We start from the raw sequence: 17,479 nt of genomic DNA, 5'->3' as shown, positions 1-17,479 counted from the left end.
CCCTGGTTTCATACCTATCTTTACAGCAATACTAATGAATACTCACACCTGTGTAAAAAACCTACACCTGTCAGGGGGGGTGCTGGGGCTATCAGCTATGTACTCCAAAAACCGAGTCAGCCACAAGCGCCAAACAGTGAGCCAGAACCCCAACCCACACCAGTTAAAACCCAAAGGAGAAGAAACAAATCATGAGCGACCAAGACACCCAAAAGACACAACCATCGCTAACAACAACCGAAATCATGACCATTATCCTTGGTTGCGAACAGACTCTAAGGTTTGTGCAAGCATCCCCAAATTACAAACTTTCTCGAGCCTCCGAACGGTTCAGTACATCGAATGACCTAAAAATAGGTGATGCCGTTCAAGCCTTGATGGAGATTCACGAAGCAATCTTAAATATCGAGTTTTATTCCCAAGTTTGAGGAAGCAAATGTTAGAAACAACAGCCTTACAGCGTAACCATTTGTACGAATTTCGCGGTCAACAACTGCGCTACAGCCATCGCTCTAATTGTCGAGTCAATGCCCCTTTCATTTTCAATGACTCGAAAGCTAGACGCTTTGAACTAAGCCAAAACCAAGTGCAAAGGGAGGTTTTTGAACTTGTTGAGTTTTGTGAAAACTGATGATGAAGCGATTGCATCGACCGACCAAAGTAAGTGCAATCGCCTCACCCGAAAGTGCATCAAGTACACATCGTTACAAGGATTCTAACAAATGACACTTGACTACAGAAATCTCAACGATTGGGGCAAATCGCCTCTGACTGACTCCGCCCTGAGATTAGAGCAATTCAAAGCAGAAAATCCTGAACAATGGGCAGCAATGATTTCGGCAGATATTGAAGCACTCTCCACACCATTATTCGAGAGTGAAGATTACCCACCTTTCACAGGAACCGAATTCTTAGCAACTCATGAAACCATTGATGATCATCCATACTCTGCTGCATTTGGTCAATTCTTGGGCAACGGCATTGACCCGGATATTGCAAATATGTTGGCGTTTGGCTCTAACCGATTTGATTTAATTTCTGATGATTTTGACGACCCATTACGGCAACTGGCAATGAGAATTTATAGCCGATTTGAAGAGATGGGTTACTGGGATGAAGTGCCCCAAGAGTCGAGCGATATCAACTAGGCGTGGCAGGGAACAAGCAGCGATCGCATCTACTTTTGTGTCAAAACCCCTTTGAAAACATTGACCTGCTCAGACAAGAATGGACGACCTTTCAGGATGACCCCATTTTATTGGTCACAGTGGAAGAGTGATGGAATGCCGCGCCAAATAGTGCGTAACCCAGCTATGGGCGTTAATGGACTGGTGAAAGCGACCAACCCATACAAACCGTTTTGGGGGTTTGGTGGATTCCTGGGGTTTGCTCTTGCTGGGTGGATGCTTCGCCATTGTCAAAATGAGGAGAAGCAGAGAGCAGTTTTTGAAGACATCGCCCTTCATCGGGATGCTGCAAAAGCTGAGATGGCTGCACGTTCTGAGCTACTAGAGAGTTACCGAGATGTTGCGATCGCAGAAGTCCAACTACAAGCTGACCTGGATCTAGTGGCCAATGATCGCACTGTTGATATCACCAAAGCCGAGATTTATGCCCACACTGAGATAGAAGTTACGCAGATGGAGGCATCCGAGGCTATTTTTGAGGCGCAGACGGCGGGGATGACCGAGCAACAGAAGGCAGAGTACATTAAGCAACTGCGAGAGATGAAAACGCCCTATTTGCAAGGTAGCCAGACTTTACAGGGGACGATTGACCCCAACGATAAGGTTACTGGATCTGAGCCAGGAGCGATTGCAGACGGCGACAAATATCGCTGGATCAAAAACACCATCGGCTACCCCACTCTGATATTTGGTGGCATGGGTGCAGGTAAGTCCTGGACTACCAGAGAGATTATTTGGGCAAAGCGTCAAGCCGGTTGGAATCAAATCTTTGTACTTGACCCTCACGGAACAGAAGTTGAATGGCGGGGGGTAAACCTGATTACTGGCTACAAGGAAATAGCCGACTTTATGCAATGGTACATGGCGGAAATGCGTCGCCGTTACAAAGCCTATCGTGAAAGTGGAATGGTTGAGGAGCAATGGACGCAACACTTAAGAGACACAAACCAACATTTCTGTGTAGTCGCTGAGGAGTTTACAACTTGGACGGATAACATTGTTGAGCGAATGCCAGACGATTGTGAGGATGAAAAATGGAAACCAGATCCAGATTTTATTGGTAAATGGTTTCGCTGTGCCATGACCGAATCCCGCAAACAGTTGATGATTCCTTTGTTCGTAGCTCACGACCGCACAATGGAGATTTTAGCCAAAGCTAAAGGGTTATCAAAACTTCGGGATGCGGCACTGTTAGAAGTAGAACTAATCGCAACTATTGACCCAATCACCACAGAAGCTAAAGCTAGTGGTAGGGGTAAAATCAAACTGCCAGGACATGGGCAATGGATTGATATTGAACTCCCTAAGCTTGACCACAAGCGAATTGATTTTAGGCTTGATGAATCCTTTCAAGCTGATGCTCAAAGCAACACCAGTCATGTAGACCCCAAACTTTCCACTGATCACCAAACAGCCGAGCGCATCTGGCAATTGGAATTTAATTTAGAAAAGCCCTCAACAGACTCTAGTCCAACCCCATCCCTAACACCCCATGCCCAATCACTGCTGCAATACCTCCAGCGCACAGGAAGAACATCGGCAGTCATACAGGAGATACAGCCCAACTTCAAGGTAAAAGGTCAACGGTTCAGTTCGGAGGAATTGAAGCGATTGTTTAACGAACTGGTAGAGGCGAGTCTGTCTGTCTGGCTAGATGCCTCGACCATCGAAATTAACTCAAATCAGACAGACCTAGAGGACAGACAGAAGTAGACAGAATCCTTATACAGCAATGGACAGACGCGACAGAGGAGTAGACAGAATTAAGACAGCAGACATTAGCTCTCGGCTCTCTACTATGGCTTAGGCTCATGTCTACCACTGGTGTACAGTTTTGTTCATAGTAGATATTCTGCTTGTCTAGGATTTGTATACGTTGTGTAGACAAATCACCATTGCTCACTCAATATTGTCTATCACAAGTATTGTTGCCCTTCCTTCAACTCTAGCCCGATGTTTCGTTTTGGCTCTAACCACAAAAAGCTCATTGGCAGTAAGCGTATGCGTTCCGTCTTCAGTATCAATGTGAACCGTGCCCGAAATCACGTAGAACAACTCATCACTTGCGTCGTGTGAATGCCAACGTGCTGTTACATCCTCCATGACTCTGAAGCGGACGTTATTGCCATTCACTTGACTGATGTTAAAGCTTTTCCAGCTTTCGGTAATGCCGTTGGCTAAATCTCTCAGACTATGTTTCTCCATCTACCACCTCTTCTATCCTCGCCCATCAGCACAAATTTAAATTACATTTACAAGTCAGTGCCATAAGTCCTGATAGCTATACTTACTGGCTAGTTTTTGCCCCAAGTTTTTGCTCGTCCCCCAACACCGGGAAGTACCGCCGAGCCTGAAGGGGTTTCTTCCACCCAGTCAATTCAAACAGGTATTCATCAGGGTCTAGGTTGAGCATCGTAGCCCATTGATTGATTTGACTGCCGTTGATGTTTATCCGCTCACACAGGTCAGTCTTGGTTAGCCCCTGTTTAGCATCATGATCAGAATATGAGAATTTAATTTTGCCTCTGGGAATGTCTTCTACCCTCTCTCTGAGAGATGATAATCCCGCGTTAATAAGAGCTTGCCGTAGTCCATCGATTTCTGTTCTGAGCGAGTTAATCTCATCATTGAATTCCTTTTGTTGCTCGGCTACGGCTGCCTCTAGACCATCGATTTCGGTGGTTTTAACCTTAAGCTGTTTTACCTCTTGTTCAAGGTTCTCTGGCATCACTTCAATCGGAATATTGCCCTCTAAATAATGCTCAAGTATAATTGTGAGAGCCTGAGACGCTTTTTTTATTTTGTGTGTTTTCATCCACTTTTCTAAACTAGCATAGAGGCTGAAATCAAGGTATGCTGTCACTTTAGCGTGATTGTCTAACCAGTCTTTAGTAGCCATACACTGCTTATTCTGTATTGGTAATTTAAAGTCAATTACGTTAAATTTAAAACAAATGAAAGTAATATACTAGTGTGTTAATAGTAATTTACTAATGCGCTTTGGCAGCTTACTGCATTAAGTTAAGAAAATTAAAGTAAGTTACTTTTTATTTAAAGTGTATGACTCTAAATATCTAAATTTTAGTTAGTATCTCACCTAGATGGTATAAGGCAAGCCGCTAAGAGCTATTATCAATTAAGTAATTTACAGCATAAAATCAATTAAGGCACAGTCAGATAATTATTTAAATAAGTTGTCTACTTTAATACAGTTGTAGATTATTAGTAAACTAAAGCAACTTACCGCAGTAAGTTACTCTCGCCTAAAGCAAGACAAATAGCGGGTTTTATCTACTTGGTGGTTGGTGGTAGCGCAGCAGGCGCACTGCCTTAGCAGCGATCACTTTTAAAAAGAAATGGTTGATATTATTAATGCAGCAATTTAGGACAGAAATTATGTCTAATGTCACGATTAACCTGCCAGAAGAAGTGTTTAGCGCCCGTCGCCTAAGCCCAGAAGAATTTGTGCAAGATATGCGTCTTGCTGCTGCTATCTACTGGTATCAGAAGCAGGAAATCTCAATGGAGAAAGCCGCCTCTGTTGCTGGGCTAAACCGCCGAGACTTTCTAGCCGTCCTAGCCCGTGAACAAGTGGATGTCTTTGCTGTTGACTTTGATGATTTGCAGAGCGAGTTGAACCGTGGCTGAACTCCCTGCTATCAACACATCCCCATTAATTTTTTTGACCAAGGGCGGCTTTCTTGATTTATTACAGGTAATTAGTTCATCGGTTATTGTTCCTAATGCTGTAGCCACAGAAATTCAGGCGTATGGGTCAGCAGATGTAACAGCAGTGGCGCTTAATAATACTGATTGGTTGGTTGTACAAGAAACACCACCTGTCCCGAATGTGATTCAAAGCTGGGATTTGGGTCTAGGTGAGTCAGCCGTACTAACCTGGGGCTATGTAAATCCTGGAACGGAAGTAATTCTGGATGATTTAGCAGCCCGTCGCTGTGCTGCCACTTTGGGAATTCCGGTACGGGGGACATTGGGCATTGTTATTACTGCCAAACAACGAGGCGTAATTCCTGCTGCACGTCCAGTTTTAGAACAATTGCGCCAGTGTGGAATGTATTTATCTGACCGCGTGATCAATCACGCATTAGCATTGGTAGGGGAATAGATTGACTACCAAGCCTTTAGCGGATCATACCTGATGATGGTTAACGTGCTGCAATCATAAGCAGATATGATGACTCACACGGAATCATAGGGTTTTCAGGCTGTGGTGATGGAGAGTGATTGATAAGCTGCGGTTCAGTCGGGTAATGGTCAACGAAAGAATAGGCATCGTAGCGAGTTAAACTGTCTATAAAAAGACCCTTTTACAGACAGTTGCCATAGATTATAAATGAACCAACCATTGCCGCTAATCCGCAAAAAAAATATTCAATATCGATCTAGAGAATACCTGACTTTGGCTGAGGTAAACAAGATTGTTGCCGCAGCAGGTTCTAGAGGGAGACATAGAGAGCGCGATCTGGCTTTACTATTGATGATGTTCCGCCACGGGTTTCGAGCATCTGAAGCTTGCAACCTCAAATGGGATGCGGTGATGCTGGATGAGGGAACGATTTGGATTAATCGCCTTAAGGGTAGCGAGAGTGGTTTTCATCCCTTGGGCGAAGACGAAAAAGAACTTCTCTTGAAACTGCAAACACTCTACCCAAACTGCATTTTTGTGTTTCCCAACGAACGCGGTAATGCTCTTTCTCCAGATGCAGTAGCCAAGATTGTCGAGCGTTCGACATTGGCGGCGGGGGTTCGGATCAAGGTTCATCCGCATCAATTTCGCCATGCATGTGGCTATCATCTGGCGAGTCAGGGTGCTACAACCCGCGACATCCAAGCCTATCTAGGACACAAAAATATTCAGCACAGTGTTCGTTACACAGCTCAGAATCCCAAACGGTTTGAGCATTTTAATTGGGATTGGGACGGGAAAAATCCATTTTAATATTTATGACGTTCATTGAGATGAGCGATCGCACTCTTGGCAGGCGGGTACGCCATCGTAGATGTCAAGTGCTGGGATACCTTTGCGAACTATCCAAGAAATCTCTGAGCATTTTTACCATCTGCTATGTACAAGTGATCCACTACCTACAACTATCCGGGGCGTGTGGACAGAATTAATGAATAACCCCAAATTATTTCTCTGCATATCCAAATGCACTTTACTGACTCAGTAATCTAACTAACTCATCCTTAAGTTTTCTACCATATCCCGGTATTTTACGTTCTCTAGCCATTTCTTTTAGTTTTGCAACAGTCAACTTTATTAAATACTCTTTAGATGGTGTTTTTGGTGAAAGTTCATCACCAGTTGGCAGTTTTGATGGAGGTTCAAAAACTTCTTTTTCTATGGTGTCTGTAACTTTGGGTTCAGGTGTGAGGGCAAATACCTCTTTTAAAGCGTTCAACTTAGCCCCTTTGGTAATTCCACACCCAAGCTTTGTTATAGGCTCAAAAGTTTTCCAATATTTGCGGTCAGAAGCTTCTTCAATCCTGTTGACAGCAACCAAGATGCTCACACTTTTAATAACGCTACCTGGTTTCTCAATTAAATATTCAAGTGCAGACTTTATTTCATCTCTGGTAGCATGGCATAGGTTAATTTTTGGTCTGATCTCCCCAGCCAGAATCTTAGTAACTTCAGATGTTTCTTTACTATCATCGGCGATGATACACCAAACCTTATCTAACCCGGCTTCTTCGGCAACTGCATAAATAAACGAGTTACCAATCACTTCATATTGGTCTTCACCAATCTCTTTAACAATTACAGGTATCCAGTTCCGACCTCCCAAGCTATTCAGGGCTTGTGCTGTGGATTTAATTAAAAACTCAGGAGCATCTGTACCTCCGCATAGAGAAATTTCTTTTCTGTACAAATACATTAAATTACCAATGTCATCTATTTTCATTGCAGGAAATATTCCTTTGCTAATTCTGCATAATAACTATAAGCAATTCTGTCCTTATAGACAGCAGGTATCCGAGAAAAGGCAGCGTTAGCTATATGTGCATAGCTCGGTACTTCAAATATAAGTTGTTTATGTATATTGACAGAATTTTTAAACCGTGGGTAAAAATATGGTTGCAAATCAAATGGAATCTCTTTATTTTTTTCAGACTCTTCTATCAGGTTATCAATTGCTTTATATGCAGCTTGTTTTTGAGGCTCAGTAATCTTTTCACCATTCCAAAATATAGGTAATGCAATAGGAGTACCGTCTTTGTTTTTCTTTAATTCTTGAGCTTCGGGTATGTAACTTTTGATAGTTATAGCGGCATTTTGTAAAGAAAAAATATTGTTTGGTTTTGTGGGAATTATTACTACATCAGAGGCAATGACAGCACTTCTACTAAAAAAACGCCAGTTAGGTGGAGAGTCAATTAGAATATAATCATAATAGAACTTTACTTTGTCTAAAATTTGGCGTAATCTGCTTTCTTTGAATAACTGTTTAAGTTCTACTTCAGAACAATCCCCTAGTTTTTCATCACATGGCAAAATATCAAAGCTCAATGTTTTGACTGGAGTTTTGAAAGTAACTTTATAACTGAATAATACATCCTTGATAGAAACCCGATCATTTTTATCTTCTAATAGTGAGAAAATAGATTCTTTTTGCGGTTTGATATTAAAGTAATTAGTTAAGTCCCTTTGATTAGCATCAAAGTCTACAATCAATACTTTTTTCCCCATAACAGTTAGTGCAGCAGCTAGATTAACTGTGGTTGTCGTTTTTCCTACTCCTCCCTTATTGTTATAAATAGCTACTGTTAAAGCTTTGGATGTGTTATCTATTTTTTGTCTTATATCTTTAGCAATTTTACTAATATTATCAGGTGTTATCTCTAGACAGAGCGAAGATGGATGGATTACTTTCCCATGCTTCCTAAATAACTGTATATGAGAACCATTAGTAATAATTCCCCATTGCACATTTTTACAATTTGGAGCTAGTAAGTAACGAGTAAGTTGCTCAACAGTTTCCTTGTATTGTAATGTGCCTTCTTGAAGATTTTCGCTCCTCTTTTTTATTTCTACTAAGATATCAGGATTAGTTGGCTTTTTTAAAAAAGTGACACTATCTTCTTTGTTGTGGCGCAAAGCATAATCGACAGCGCCTCCTCCCGTATTGTACTCCGAGGAAATCTCTGTTAATTCAAAACCAAGGGCATTAAAAAATGGAGGGATAAATATATGCTTTACATTAGATTCTGATGCCTTATCAGGAAGGTCAATCAATGCTTGTTCAAGTGCTTGGTCGTTCATGATAAAAACAAGGCAGCCCTGGCTGAGTCATAGTTAATAAGCAGTCACCTTTTTAGAGTTCCCGTATTGATGTACTAACTAACACAACTCACCGTGCTACCACATAACTCGCAATGCACAAAATCAATGCATTAGTAGCAGGTCATGACAATCCATATCTGTGCTGCGGTCGCACCGATAGTTTGCGGGGGAATGGCTTACTCTAATTTTTAGGCGGGTTTTGGAGTGTATGCCGACGACACTAAAATCATAAATAAAGAAATCGTTTTTTCGTTATTTAGCGAAAGGACGAATCTTTACTAACCATGATTATCTGTCCAGTATTTAAAAATCCGTTGCAATAGCTCGACTTGGGTACAACCGTAAGTAGCAGCCGCAATCTTAAAATCCTTTTTAAACTCGGCAGGTACTTTAAAATTCAGGTTGGAAATTTCACCTGGATCGGGCTTCTCCAAGTTATCTTTTGTTTCCTTAATGCTAGGGGGTTCACCCTTGCTTGGTTTGCGAGGTGGTGGAGGTGGTTTAGTTGACATAATTAGGCCCCTTGCTTACTTAACAGATCAATAATTCCTTGCGCTACTTGTTCGGCCCGTTGCTTTAAGGTAGGAAATGTGACCTCAGAAACAGCACGACCGTTATCACTTGCCTGACGGTAAGCAGTCTTTTCTGGAATGGAACCAGCCACTGTGACATATCCAGCTTTATGAATATATGATCTGCCCTCCTCAATTTCATTCTCCCGATCGCCAACTCGACATAAAACAAAAATAATTTTCTCCGTAGGAATTTTGGCGTTTACCAATTCATGCGCCAACAGTACAGAAGGTTTGAGATCATCCAGTGATAAACCAGTGGGTAAGACAAGTAAATCACTTGCACGGGCAATTTCTAGAGTGCCTTGCATAGAATGCGGTGGCCCGTCCATAACCATAAGGTCATAAACCGAGGCGTGTTTCAGTGCTTGAGCAACAGTGCGGAATGGTTCAACAGCAATCTCCGGCTGGATACCATTGACTGAGCGGCGTTGTTTCCAATCCGTACTCGTACCTTGAGAAATATCTAGGTCGGCAATTTTTACATCCCAGCCAGCAGCAGCATATTCACGAGCAATGAGCCGAGCAAGGGTGCTTTTACCTACCCCCCCTTTTTGAGAAATGACACCCACCAATACGGTCATCAAATTTCGTCCTTTCGCCTTATAGCGAATTAGTTATATCGTGTTTTCGCTTAATCGTACAGAGAGATTTCGTTTAAGCAAGAATTAGCGATTTAACGAAATAACGATTTCGTCCTTTAATCAAGGCAAGGACAGCAAACGTAAAACCTATTGTAGATATACTGATTGAGAATGCAAAACTGCTCTCAAGTTTTTACAAGAGAGCAGCTAAGAGAAGAGCGATAAATTTACATGGGGCTTCATAGATTCAATGCCCCGGTTACTGTATAAGTGGTTTGGTATGTAGGGATATACAGCTTACATGGTAGCAAGTTCAGAAAAAAATTCATGTTCTTTACAGAGAATTCATGAATCGCACCAGGGATCTGCGGTCAACTTCATACCTCAAACTAAGCCTGTTCAGCCCCCAACAGCCCCACACCAAACACTAGAGCAGTGAAGGAGTAGGGTTTTTTTGTATGTGGTCATGAAGAAACGCCAGCTTCAGATACAGTAGCCCCTACATCTGGTTTGACTTCCTTTGCTTTTTTCTCAAAAAGTTGGATTCCTGCGTCAATGATCTCAAAGCCGTTTTCTGTTCGCACTCCAAGCTTGCCCGATACAGCCCCAGCCCAGTCTGCAAACTCCGAGGCGCTAGTTTCAGCCTTACGCCAACTTTTGGCATTAACTTGAGCGGTGAAGACTATGCCGTTCTGATCAGTCAACTCGATTGCAACTTTTTTATTTTCTGTTGGTTTGGCTGTTGGTAGTTCGCCACTAAATTTTATTGTTACCTCGCTTTTGACTTCCATAGCTTACCCTTGGCTCATCATCAATTTCATTTTTTCGCTCTTGATTTTATCAGGGCTTCAGAAAAACTTCGCATACTAAACATTATTTAACTAAAAGGCATTTATAAGGTATTTACAAGGATTTTTTTGAAAATGGCATTTGTAAGGTAAATTAATGGCATTTCAATGGTATTGCAATGGCAAATATAAGGATTTATTTGCACTTGCAACTCTGAAAATCACCGTTTTTTACAAAATGCCTCTTTTTTGCCAAAAATAAGGTACTGCAATGGCATCTCCAAGGTATTTACAAGGTATACATAAGGTAAATCTAAGGATTTCGACCCCAAAAACCTAATTTACCACCCTGATTTATCCGCCAAAAATTCCTGACCAAAACTCTCGCACAGTACGCAATAAAATAAAACCCATTTTTTGAACCAAAAACTCAAAAAAGAGAAACAGCACTGAAAAATGAGTAATAAAAGACTACATTTGTAATATCAGGTTGTGGTTGTAACACATTTAGAGGAGGATTGATCCTAAAGCTTCTTTTCACTGCCCGTGAATACCCTCCAATGGGCAAGGTACTGCAATGCCATGGCCCTGTGCGTAATCAATTCCTAGAGCCGTAATTCGCTCTAAAATCGCGTTATTCTCCACAAACTCAGCAATCGTCTGAATACCCATCACACAGCTAATGCGCGTGATTGCTGTCACGATTGCATTATCCACAGGATTATCGACAATGTTCCGAATAAAGCTCCCGTCAATTTTGAGGTAATCCACAGGCAGAGACTTCAGATAGGCAAACGACGACATCCCCACCCCAAAATCGTCTAACGCGAAGCGACAGCCCATCTGTTGAAGTTCTTGAATGAACTGCTTGGCTTTTACGAGGTTGGCGATTGCCACGGTCTCGGTAATCTCAAAGCAAATGCGTTGGGGTGAGATGGGGTGTAGGGTAAACTGCTCATGCAGGAAGTCAATGAACTGATCGTCGTTGATGCTAGAGCCAGAAAGGTTAATCGCATAGATGCTTTGTTTATCGCCAACGACGCTTGACCAATTCTTGAACAGAGTCCGAATCACCCACCGATCGATCAGGTGCATCAAGTTGTAGCGTTCTGCTGCTGGAATAAACGCCATCGGCAGCACTAAATTTCCCTGCTCATCCCGGAGCCGCAGTAGCACTTCATAATGGTCGCCATTACGATCTGTCGGAGCGATCGCGGTAATTCTTTGAGCATAGAGACAAAACCAATCATTTTCCAAGGCTTGAGAAATGCGGTTGGCCCACTGCATCTGGCCACGCTGTTGCAGTCGCTCCTGGTCGTCAGCCTCAGCAACATATACGCGATTGCGACCCCGGTGCTTCGCGGCATAGCAAGCTGCGTCAGCCGTGCTGATAATCTCTGCAAGGCTCTTGATATTCGTGTCGATACCGACCAAGCCAATACTTACTCCAATTGAGAATACCTGCTCTTGCCAAACAAACCGGAACTCTTGAACACATGAAAGCAGATTGTTGGCAACTCGTAAAGCTTCCTCTAATGTACACTGAGTGAGTAATACGCCAAATTCATCGCCGCCTAAGCGTGCGAGTGTGTCAGTTTTCCGAATCTTCTCCTGCAATAAGGCAGTAATTTGACGCAGTAATTCGTCTCCAGCCACATGACCACAGGTATCATTTACGATTTTGAAGTGATCGAGATCCAAATAGCACAACGCATAAACCTGGTGGTCTAAAAAAGCAAGGTGCAATGCTTGTTCAACCCGCCGCTCAAACTCCTGACGATTCACCAATCCGGTTAAGGCATCATGGGTTGCCTGCCAGGATAGCTGACGCGAAAGCTGGCGGTTCTGAGTCACGTCATGAAACACCATAACCGCGCCAATAACTTGTCCCTCACGATTGCGAATGGGCGCGGCTGAATCTTGAATTGCAATCTCTTGATCGTTCTCAGTAATTAAGACGGTATGGTTTGCTAAACTCACAATTCGATTTTCCTGTAACGCTTGCTCAATTGGGTTCTGAACTATCTCCCGTGTCGTTTCATGCACAATTCTCAAGACTTCTTTTAACGGCAACCCTTGTGCAGATGCTTCACTACATCCGAGCAGAGATTCTGCAATGGGATTGAGGTATTGAATCCTGCTAAACGCATCTGTGGTAATAACTGCATCTCCAATCGATTGCAACGTCACCTGAGCTAATTCTTTTTCTTGAAAAAGTGTTTCTTCAATTTGCTTGAGGGCTGTGATATCCCGTCCCACTGATTGAAATTCGATAAAGCATCCTTGCTCGTCAAACAGCATTCGGTTATGCCACTGAGTCCAACGCACTTTATTTGCCACAACCACGCGATTCTCAATAATCACAACAGGATTATCGACACTAATTGAAGCGACTAATTGAACAACTCGCTCCCGATCTTCCTCAAAGATAATCGGTTGATAGCGGCTGCCGATCATTTCCTCTGGCGATTGTCCAAAATAAACTGCATAAGCTTGGTTGACAAACGTAAGTGTACCGTCTGGTAAATATCGGGCAATGAGTTCAGTCTGATCTTCGACAATGGCACGGTAGCGAATCTCACTTTCTTTCAGAGCAATTTCTGCTTGCTTGCGATCGCTAATATCAATCACCACACCCAACATCCGCACAGGTTTACCTGCTTCGTTGTAAATACTGCGTCCTTTTCCAACCAACCAGCGCACTTTGCCATCAGGATGAATCACCCGATATTCAGCTTCATAATTAGTATTCTGAGTCATGGCGTTGAATAGAGCCTGTTCAACTCGCTCAACATCCTCTGGATGAATAGCATTGCGCCATACCTGGTATCTAGCTGATGATGTTTCTGGTTCTAACCCTAACAAGCGAAAGTGGTTGTCATTCCAGATGACTGCCCCATCAAGCAAATTCCAATCCCAACTACCGATATGGTTAAATTCCATCGTCAGCCTGAGTTGTTCTTCACTTTTGGCTAAGGCTACTTCTGCTCGTTGGCGTTCTTCTTCGATACGCTTCTTGGGGCTGATATCTGTAACTCGCACCAAATTCATCGCTCGGTCAGCAACTATGATTTGTTTGATTGCGATGTTTCCCCAAAAGCAATTGCCCTGCTTGGTGACGTATTCAATTTCCTGACTCCACAACCCTTGCTGGTTAATTTCTTCGATGATGGTGGTTAGTTCATCAGAAGTAAACTGCACCTTTTGTAAAGTTTGACCTTCAATACCAATGAGTTCAGCTTTACTTGAGGCTGCAAATAGTTCTACTGCGCGATTATTACAGTCAATAGTCAGTAAGGTTTCTATATCTACCAAAAAGAGCGCATCAGCAGATCCATTAAAGACAGCTTCTAGCAAGTCGCGGCTCTTGGTGATTTCTAACTCACTTTCTTTACGTTCTGTAATATCTAGAATAGCTCCATACAGTCTAATAGTCTTACCTTGAGTATCATAAGCTACATCTACTCTTAACTCCAGGTAGCGCAATGAGCCATCAGGTCGGACAATGCGATATTCAAGATTGAAGGGGTTTCTCTTGGCGATTGCCCCTAATAGATGCCTCTGCAACACTGGTCGGTCTTCTGGGTGAACCATCTGGAGAAATGCAGCCTGTGTCGGTGCTAATTCAGCAGGATTTAAACCGAAGATACGGAAGGTTTCGGCTGACCAAATTTGTTTTTGAGACTCTAAGTACCATTCCCAACTGCCCATCTGGGCAATCTTTTGAGCAGTAGCTAGCAGCCTTTCACTGCGTCGGAGTTCTTCGTCAGCTTGTTTGCGTTCATTGAGTGCGGCTTGCCGTTCTGTAATATCTTGGGCAGTTCCATAGAGGCGAATTACTTTTCCATCTGCGTTGAATTTTGCATGTCCAATCCCCTCAATATAAATAGTAGACCCGTAAGTTTGAGATGCGCGCAGAATGAGTTTGTATGATTCGCCAGTTGACATTGCCCGCTCAACAGCTTGTGCTAATTTTCCTGCGTCTTCTGGGCAGTACAGTTGCAGATTTTCTTGGTAGTTCGGCTCAAGAAGTGCGGGATCTCGATTAAAAAGGTCAAACATCTGTTTTGACCAAGTAATTTTGCCAGTGGCAAGATCAAACTTCCAATTACCGAGACGAGCAACTCGCTGAGATTCTTCTAATAAGGCTTCACTCTTGCGTAGTGTTTCTTCAGCACACTTTAGGTCAGTGACATCCACTACTAGCCCATCCCAAGCCACACGGCCATCCTGCAACTGACGTGGCGTGGAACGAAAATGAAACCATTTCAGCCGAGCGCTGGGCGTTTGGATTCGCAGTTGTATATCAAATACCGAGAGATTCTGCCGAGATTCCTCGACTGCTGCCTGTAAGAGTGGTGCGTCCTCTGGGATAAACTGACGATAGAGCAAACTTGAATCTTTCAGTGCATCTTCTGCGCTGACTTCCGTCAGTCTTTCAATCCCCGCGCTGATATAATCAAAGCGATCGCTGCCATCGAATTCGCGGATTACCTTATAAATTGCCCCATTGGGCAGATTATCGCCAATTCGCCGCAACATAGCTTCCCGCTCTTGTAGTGCGAGTTCTGCCTGTTTGCGTACACTGATTTCCCGCTCCAGTTCTCGATTGGCTGCTTCTAGTTGTGCAGGACTGGGGAGAGCAAGTGCTTTTGGTATCAAAGGTATAAGTTCGGAAGCTGTGTACAGTGAAACTAAGGCTGTAATCGCTTTGACACAACCACTCAACCAATACGTAGGATACCAGAGCGTCCAAATGTCCATCAGGTGGGTAGTACCGCAAGTAACAATAAATGCTGCAAATAGCAGAAATATCCAGTTGAAGGGCAAATCTTGGCGCTTGCGGACAAAATAAAGTAGCGTGAGCGGAATGGAATAATAAGAAAGCGCAATTAAACTGTCGGATACAATATGCAACCCCACTAATTCTGGTTTCCAAAGATAGCAATGACCGTGGGGAATAAACTGTTTATAAGCAAGAAGGCTTTTCCAAAATTCCAGCATCAAGTTGTCTAAACTCAACTATTGTATAGTTGTTAAATATACTTAATTTTTGTCCGAAATTCTTACAAGATTAGACAGTAGAATATAAATAACTATAACTACGATTATTAGTATTTATACTGAAAATATTTATAAAGTTTAAGAACTCGTGGCTCGGAGTCGGCCCAACCAGTAATCTTTCTGCCCGTAAGAGCCACCGACTCCAAGAGCGCAGCGGCCACAAGTTCGTCGGGTCAACATGAGTTCATCGACTAAAACCACGCCCCCGTTGCTTTTGCTCCAGTTCCTCTTGCTGCTGTCGCTGCTGTTCAATAAGAATCTCATTCCAAGTCAGCCCCGACGGTGGAATTCTTTTAGCCTGGGGCAGCATTGACTGAACAACCTGGGCGGCAAGATTTCCAAGATCATCATTATTAAATGCCAGCCCAATCCTGTTGATATTTTTGAGGAACTCTATTGGCAAGTGATCCGGGTCATCCACTGCCATGTACATTGTTCTAACTGGTGGTTGCCCCTTGTGTTCATTCCTGTCAATCTCTGCCATTGTCAACGCATCAATGGGGGAGTCACACAAAAATACTCTCTCGATTTTATCGTCTGCCTCTCCACCCAATTTCAGATGAAACCACCCCTGAGAGCGATCGCTGTTTTCGGGATACTTGAAAGCACGATTGTCAAGACGTGCGGTGTCCCAAACCAGTGCGCCTGACTTTTCACCATCTAAACCCCGCTTGATAAACACAACATTTTCCTGCTGATCTATATAAGCCAACCCCTGGCGTTGTAATGGTTCCACAAGGTAATTTGTTATGCCGCGTTGCTGAGTCAGGTAATACTGTAATACTCGCCGTAGACTCTCATCCTCTGGTGGTGGCGTAAACTGGGGTGAACTCTGTTTTTCCTCTCTATTGGATGCCAGTTGATTGTTAACGATTATAACTAATGCTTTAGCTTCAGCAGTAGTCCATCCGGCTGGACTGGCAAAGATAATTTCTTCAACTTCCTCAGATGGCTTATCATCTAATAGCGCCCGTATAGCAATTTCTTTGTCTCGGTCAGTCACTAATAAGTTTTGCAAGTCGGCGCTGTAATACTGATATAACTCGGCTGTTTGATTCGGGGTTAGTTTTAGTTTATCTGTGGCTAGAGTTTGAGCTTTATTAAGAGCAATTGCATCCACTGGTTTTTGTGATCTATGGAGTTGCTCCAAATAAACAATCGCTGCTTCCAGGTCGTCGAATATGGTTCTTCCGGCTTCTAGCTGCTGCTGATTTTGAGAAAGTTGTTGTGTTAATTCTAATACTGCTTCAGTTAATGCTGAAGATACAGTCGATTGCTCAATATAATCAGAAATTGATGAAATGGCTCTCTTCTCTAGATATGATTGTAATTCAGTCGCAAGAACTGCATCCAGGTCATTGAATGTAGTTTTAGCTGTAATGAGTTCCTCTTTGTATTGAGAAAGTTGTTGCGTTAATTCTAATACTGTTTGGGTTAATGCTGATTCAACAGCCGATTGCTCAATATAATCAGAAATCGATGAAATAGCTTTCTTCTCTAGATATGATTGTAACTCAGTCGCAAGCACTGCATCCAAGTCATTAAATGTAGTTTTAGCTGTAACGAGTTCCTGCTGATATTGAGAAAGTTGTTGCGTTAGTTCTAATACTGTTTGGGTTAATGCTGATTCAACAGCCGATTGCTCAATATAATCAGAAATTGATAAAATAGCTCTTTTCTCTGTATGGGATTGTAACTCTTGAGTAATCGCCGCGTCTAGTCCGTCGAATGCGGTTCTTCTTGCTTCTAGCTGCTGCCGATATTGAGAGAGTTGTTCTGTTAATTGTGGCAACGTTTCACTTAAGGTTGACTCAACTACTGACTGTTCAATAAAGTCAGCAATCGCATCCACTGTTTTTTGTGATAAGAGTTGTTGCTCCACATCAGCAATCGCTGCGTGGGAGCAATGCGATTTTGTGAGGTCGGCTAAAAAAGGTGCGATCGCTAAATTCTTGTCTCAGTGTTCATTATTTAT

At 42.8% G+C, this 17,479-nt stretch carries 17 protein-coding genes; 8 read left to right on the top strand and 9 right to left on the bottom strand.

What is annotated here, in order from left to right:
* The 5 genes from ACEYW6_RS33070 to ACEYW6_RS33050 all read left to right on the top strand — a co-directional run.
* Positions 1–195 (top strand): hypothetical protein (locus ACEYW6_RS33070; protein WP_412983125.1); only part of this gene is annotated, 195 nt, incomplete at its 5' end.
* The gene (locus tag ACEYW6_RS33065; protein ID WP_412983124.1) at positions 192–428 is read left to right on the top strand and encodes a hypothetical protein; all 237 of its coding nucleotides are present in this window, start codon (positions 192–194) and stop codon (positions 426–428) included. The genes ACEYW6_RS33070 and ACEYW6_RS33065, both read left to right, overlap by 4 nt.
* 8 nt (positions 429–436) lie before the next feature.
* Positions 437–631, top strand: coding sequence for a hypothetical protein (locus ACEYW6_RS33060; RefSeq protein ID WP_412983123.1), 195 nt, complete (start codon positions 437–439; stop codon positions 629–631).
* Positions 632–722: 91 nt separating this feature from the next.
* On the top strand, positions 723–1,148 hold the full coding sequence (locus ACEYW6_RS33055; protein ID WP_412983122.1) for a hypothetical protein: 426 nt from the start codon (positions 723–725) through the stop codon (positions 1,146–1,148).
* A 135-nt stretch (positions 1,149–1,283) separates the two neighbouring features.
* A complete protein-coding gene (locus tag ACEYW6_RS33050) occupies positions 1,284–2,900 on the top strand; it encodes a hypothetical protein (protein ID WP_412983121.1) in 1,617 nt (538 codons plus the stop codon).
* Positions 2,901–3,086: 186 nt separating this feature from the next.
* On the opposite strand, the gene ACEYW6_RS33045 is transcribed toward ACEYW6_RS33050, so the two are convergent.
* Both ACEYW6_RS33045 and ACEYW6_RS33040 read right to left on the bottom strand, forming a co-directional pair.
* Positions 3,087–3,392 (bottom strand): cupin domain-containing protein, encoded by a 306-nt coding sequence (locus tag ACEYW6_RS33045; RefSeq protein WP_412983120.1) that lies wholly within the window; start codon positions 3,390–3,392, stop codon positions 3,087–3,089.
* An 82-nt stretch (positions 3,393–3,474) separates the two neighbouring features.
* The gene (locus ACEYW6_RS33040) at positions 3,475–4,086 is read right to left on the bottom strand and encodes a hypothetical protein (protein WP_412983119.1); all 612 of its coding nucleotides are present in this window, start codon (positions 4,084–4,086) and stop codon (positions 3,475–3,477) included.
* 497 nt (positions 4,087–4,583) lie between these two features.
* On the opposite strand from ACEYW6_RS33040, the gene ACEYW6_RS33035 reads away from it, so the two are divergent.
* The 3 genes from ACEYW6_RS33035 to ACEYW6_RS33025 all read left to right on the top strand — a co-directional run bounded on the left by ACEYW6_RS33035 (position 4,584) and on the right by ACEYW6_RS33025 (position 6,147).
* A complete protein-coding gene (locus tag ACEYW6_RS33035) occupies positions 4,584–4,835 on the top strand; it encodes a UPF0175 family protein (protein ID WP_163932638.1) in 252 nt (83 codons plus the stop codon).
* Entirely contained in the window at positions 4,828–5,313 is a 486-nt protein-coding gene (locus ACEYW6_RS33030) for a DUF3368 domain-containing protein (RefSeq protein ID WP_190964396.1), read from the top strand. The genes ACEYW6_RS33035 and ACEYW6_RS33030 overlap by 8 nt, the downstream gene beginning before the upstream one ends.
* A 228-nt stretch (positions 5,314–5,541) precedes the next feature.
* A complete protein-coding gene (locus ACEYW6_RS33025; RefSeq protein WP_179077032.1) occupies positions 5,542–6,147 on the top strand; it encodes a tyrosine-type recombinase/integrase in 606 nt (201 codons plus the stop codon).
* A 220-nt stretch (positions 6,148–6,367) separates the two neighbouring features.
* Here the strand turns inward: ACEYW6_RS33025 and ACEYW6_RS33020 are convergent, their stop codons facing one another.
* The 7 genes from ACEYW6_RS33020 to ACEYW6_RS32990 all read right to left on the bottom strand — a co-directional run bounded on the left by ACEYW6_RS33020 (position 6,368) and on the right by ACEYW6_RS32990 (position 17,386).
* Complete coding sequence (locus ACEYW6_RS33020; RefSeq protein ID WP_412983118.1) at positions 6,368–7,117, bottom strand: Rho termination factor; 750 nt, start codon at positions 7,115–7,117, stop codon at positions 6,368–6,370.
* The gene (locus tag ACEYW6_RS33015) at positions 7,114–8,475 is read right to left on the bottom strand and encodes an AAA family ATPase (protein ID WP_412983117.1); all 1,362 of its coding nucleotides are present in this window, start codon (positions 8,473–8,475) and stop codon (positions 7,114–7,116) included. Before ACEYW6_RS33015 ends, ACEYW6_RS33020 begins: the two co-directional genes overlap by 4 nt.
* Positions 8,476–8,774: 299 nt before the next feature.
* Positions 8,775–9,008 carry a hypothetical protein gene (locus tag ACEYW6_RS33010; protein ID WP_104910315.1) on the bottom strand — a complete coding sequence of 78 codons (234 nt, stop codon included), beginning with the start codon at positions 9,006–9,008 and terminating at the stop codon, positions 8,775–8,777.
* A gap of 2 nt (positions 9,009–9,010) precedes the next feature.
* Complete coding sequence (locus ACEYW6_RS33005) at positions 9,011–9,652, bottom strand: ParA family protein (protein WP_412983116.1); 642 nt, start codon at positions 9,650–9,652, stop codon at positions 9,011–9,013.
* Between the two features lie 464 nt (positions 9,653–10,116).
* Entirely contained in the window at positions 10,117–10,443 is a 327-nt protein-coding gene (locus ACEYW6_RS33000; RefSeq protein WP_412983115.1) for a hypothetical protein, read from the bottom strand.
* Between the two features lie 534 nt (positions 10,444–10,977).
* Positions 10,978–15,444, bottom strand: coding sequence for a PAS domain-containing protein (locus ACEYW6_RS32995; RefSeq protein ID WP_412983114.1), 4,467 nt, complete (start codon positions 15,442–15,444; stop codon positions 10,978–10,980).
* Positions 15,445–15,688: 244 nt separating this feature from the next.
* The gene (locus ACEYW6_RS32990) at positions 15,689–17,386 is read right to left on the bottom strand and encodes a DUF3991 domain-containing protein (protein WP_412983113.1); all 1,698 of its coding nucleotides are present in this window, start codon (positions 17,384–17,386) and stop codon (positions 15,689–15,691) included.
* Positions 17,387–17,479: the final 93 nt, after the last annotated feature.

It is taken from the genome of Nostoc sp. UIC 10607, from assembly GCF_047228265.1.
Classification (GTDB): Bacteria; Cyanobacteriota; Cyanobacteriia; order Cyanobacteriales; family Nostocaceae; genus Nostoc; species Nostoc foliaceum_A.
Note: the sequence above shows the minus strand (reverse complement) of the source record. Positions and strands in the feature narration are given on the sequence as shown.

What these genes read in the sequence shown, in the direction of transcription:
- ACEYW6_RS33065 (WP_412983124.1), top strand. Translation starts at nt 192, where the DNA reads ATGAGCGACCAAGACACCCAAAAGACACAACCATCGCTAACAACAACC.
- ACEYW6_RS33060 (WP_412983123.1), top strand. Translation starts at nt 437, where the DNA reads ATGTTAGAAACAACAGCCTTACAGCGTAACCATTTGTACGAATTTCGC.
- ACEYW6_RS33055 (WP_412983122.1), top strand. Translation starts at nt 723, where the DNA reads ATGACACTTGACTACAGAAATCTCAACGATTGGGGCAAATCGCCTCTG.
- ACEYW6_RS33050 (WP_412983121.1), top strand. Translation starts at nt 1,284, where the DNA reads ATGCCGCGCCAAATAGTGCGTAACCCAGCTATGGGCGTTAATGGACTG.
- ACEYW6_RS33045 (WP_412983120.1), bottom strand. Translation starts at nt 3,392, where the DNA reads ATGGAGAAACATAGTCTGAGAGATTTAGCCAACGGCATTACCGAAAGC.
- ACEYW6_RS33040 (WP_412983119.1), bottom strand. Translation starts at nt 4,086, where the DNA reads ATGGCTACTAAAGACTGGTTAGACAATCACGCTAAAGTGACAGCATAC.
- ACEYW6_RS33035 (WP_163932638.1), top strand. Translation starts at nt 4,584, where the DNA reads ATGTCTAATGTCACGATTAACCTGCCAGAAGAAGTGTTTAGCGCCCGT.
- ACEYW6_RS33025 (WP_179077032.1), top strand. Translation starts at nt 5,542, where the DNA reads ATGAACCAACCATTGCCGCTAATCCGCAAAAAAAATATTCAATATCGA.
- ACEYW6_RS33020 (WP_412983118.1), bottom strand. Translation starts at nt 7,117, where the DNA reads ATGAAAATAGATGACATTGGTAATTTAATGTATTTGTACAGAAAAGAA.
- ACEYW6_RS33015 (WP_412983117.1), bottom strand. Translation starts at nt 8,475, where the DNA reads ATGAACGACCAAGCACTTGAACAAGCATTGATTGACCTTCCTGATAAG.
- ACEYW6_RS33010 (WP_104910315.1), bottom strand. Translation starts at nt 9,008, where the DNA reads ATGTCAACTAAACCACCTCCACCACCTCGCAAACCAAGCAAGGGTGAA.
- ACEYW6_RS33005 (WP_412983116.1), bottom strand. Translation starts at nt 9,652, where the DNA reads ATGACCGTATTGGTGGGTGTCATTTCTCAAAAAGGGGGGGTAGGTAAA.
- ACEYW6_RS33000 (WP_412983115.1), bottom strand. Translation starts at nt 10,443, where the DNA reads ATGGAAGTCAAAAGCGAGGTAACAATAAAATTTAGTGGCGAACTACCA.
- ACEYW6_RS32995 (WP_412983114.1), bottom strand. Translation starts at nt 15,444, where the DNA reads ATGCTGGAATTTTGGAAAAGCCTTCTTGCTTATAAACAGTTTATTCCC.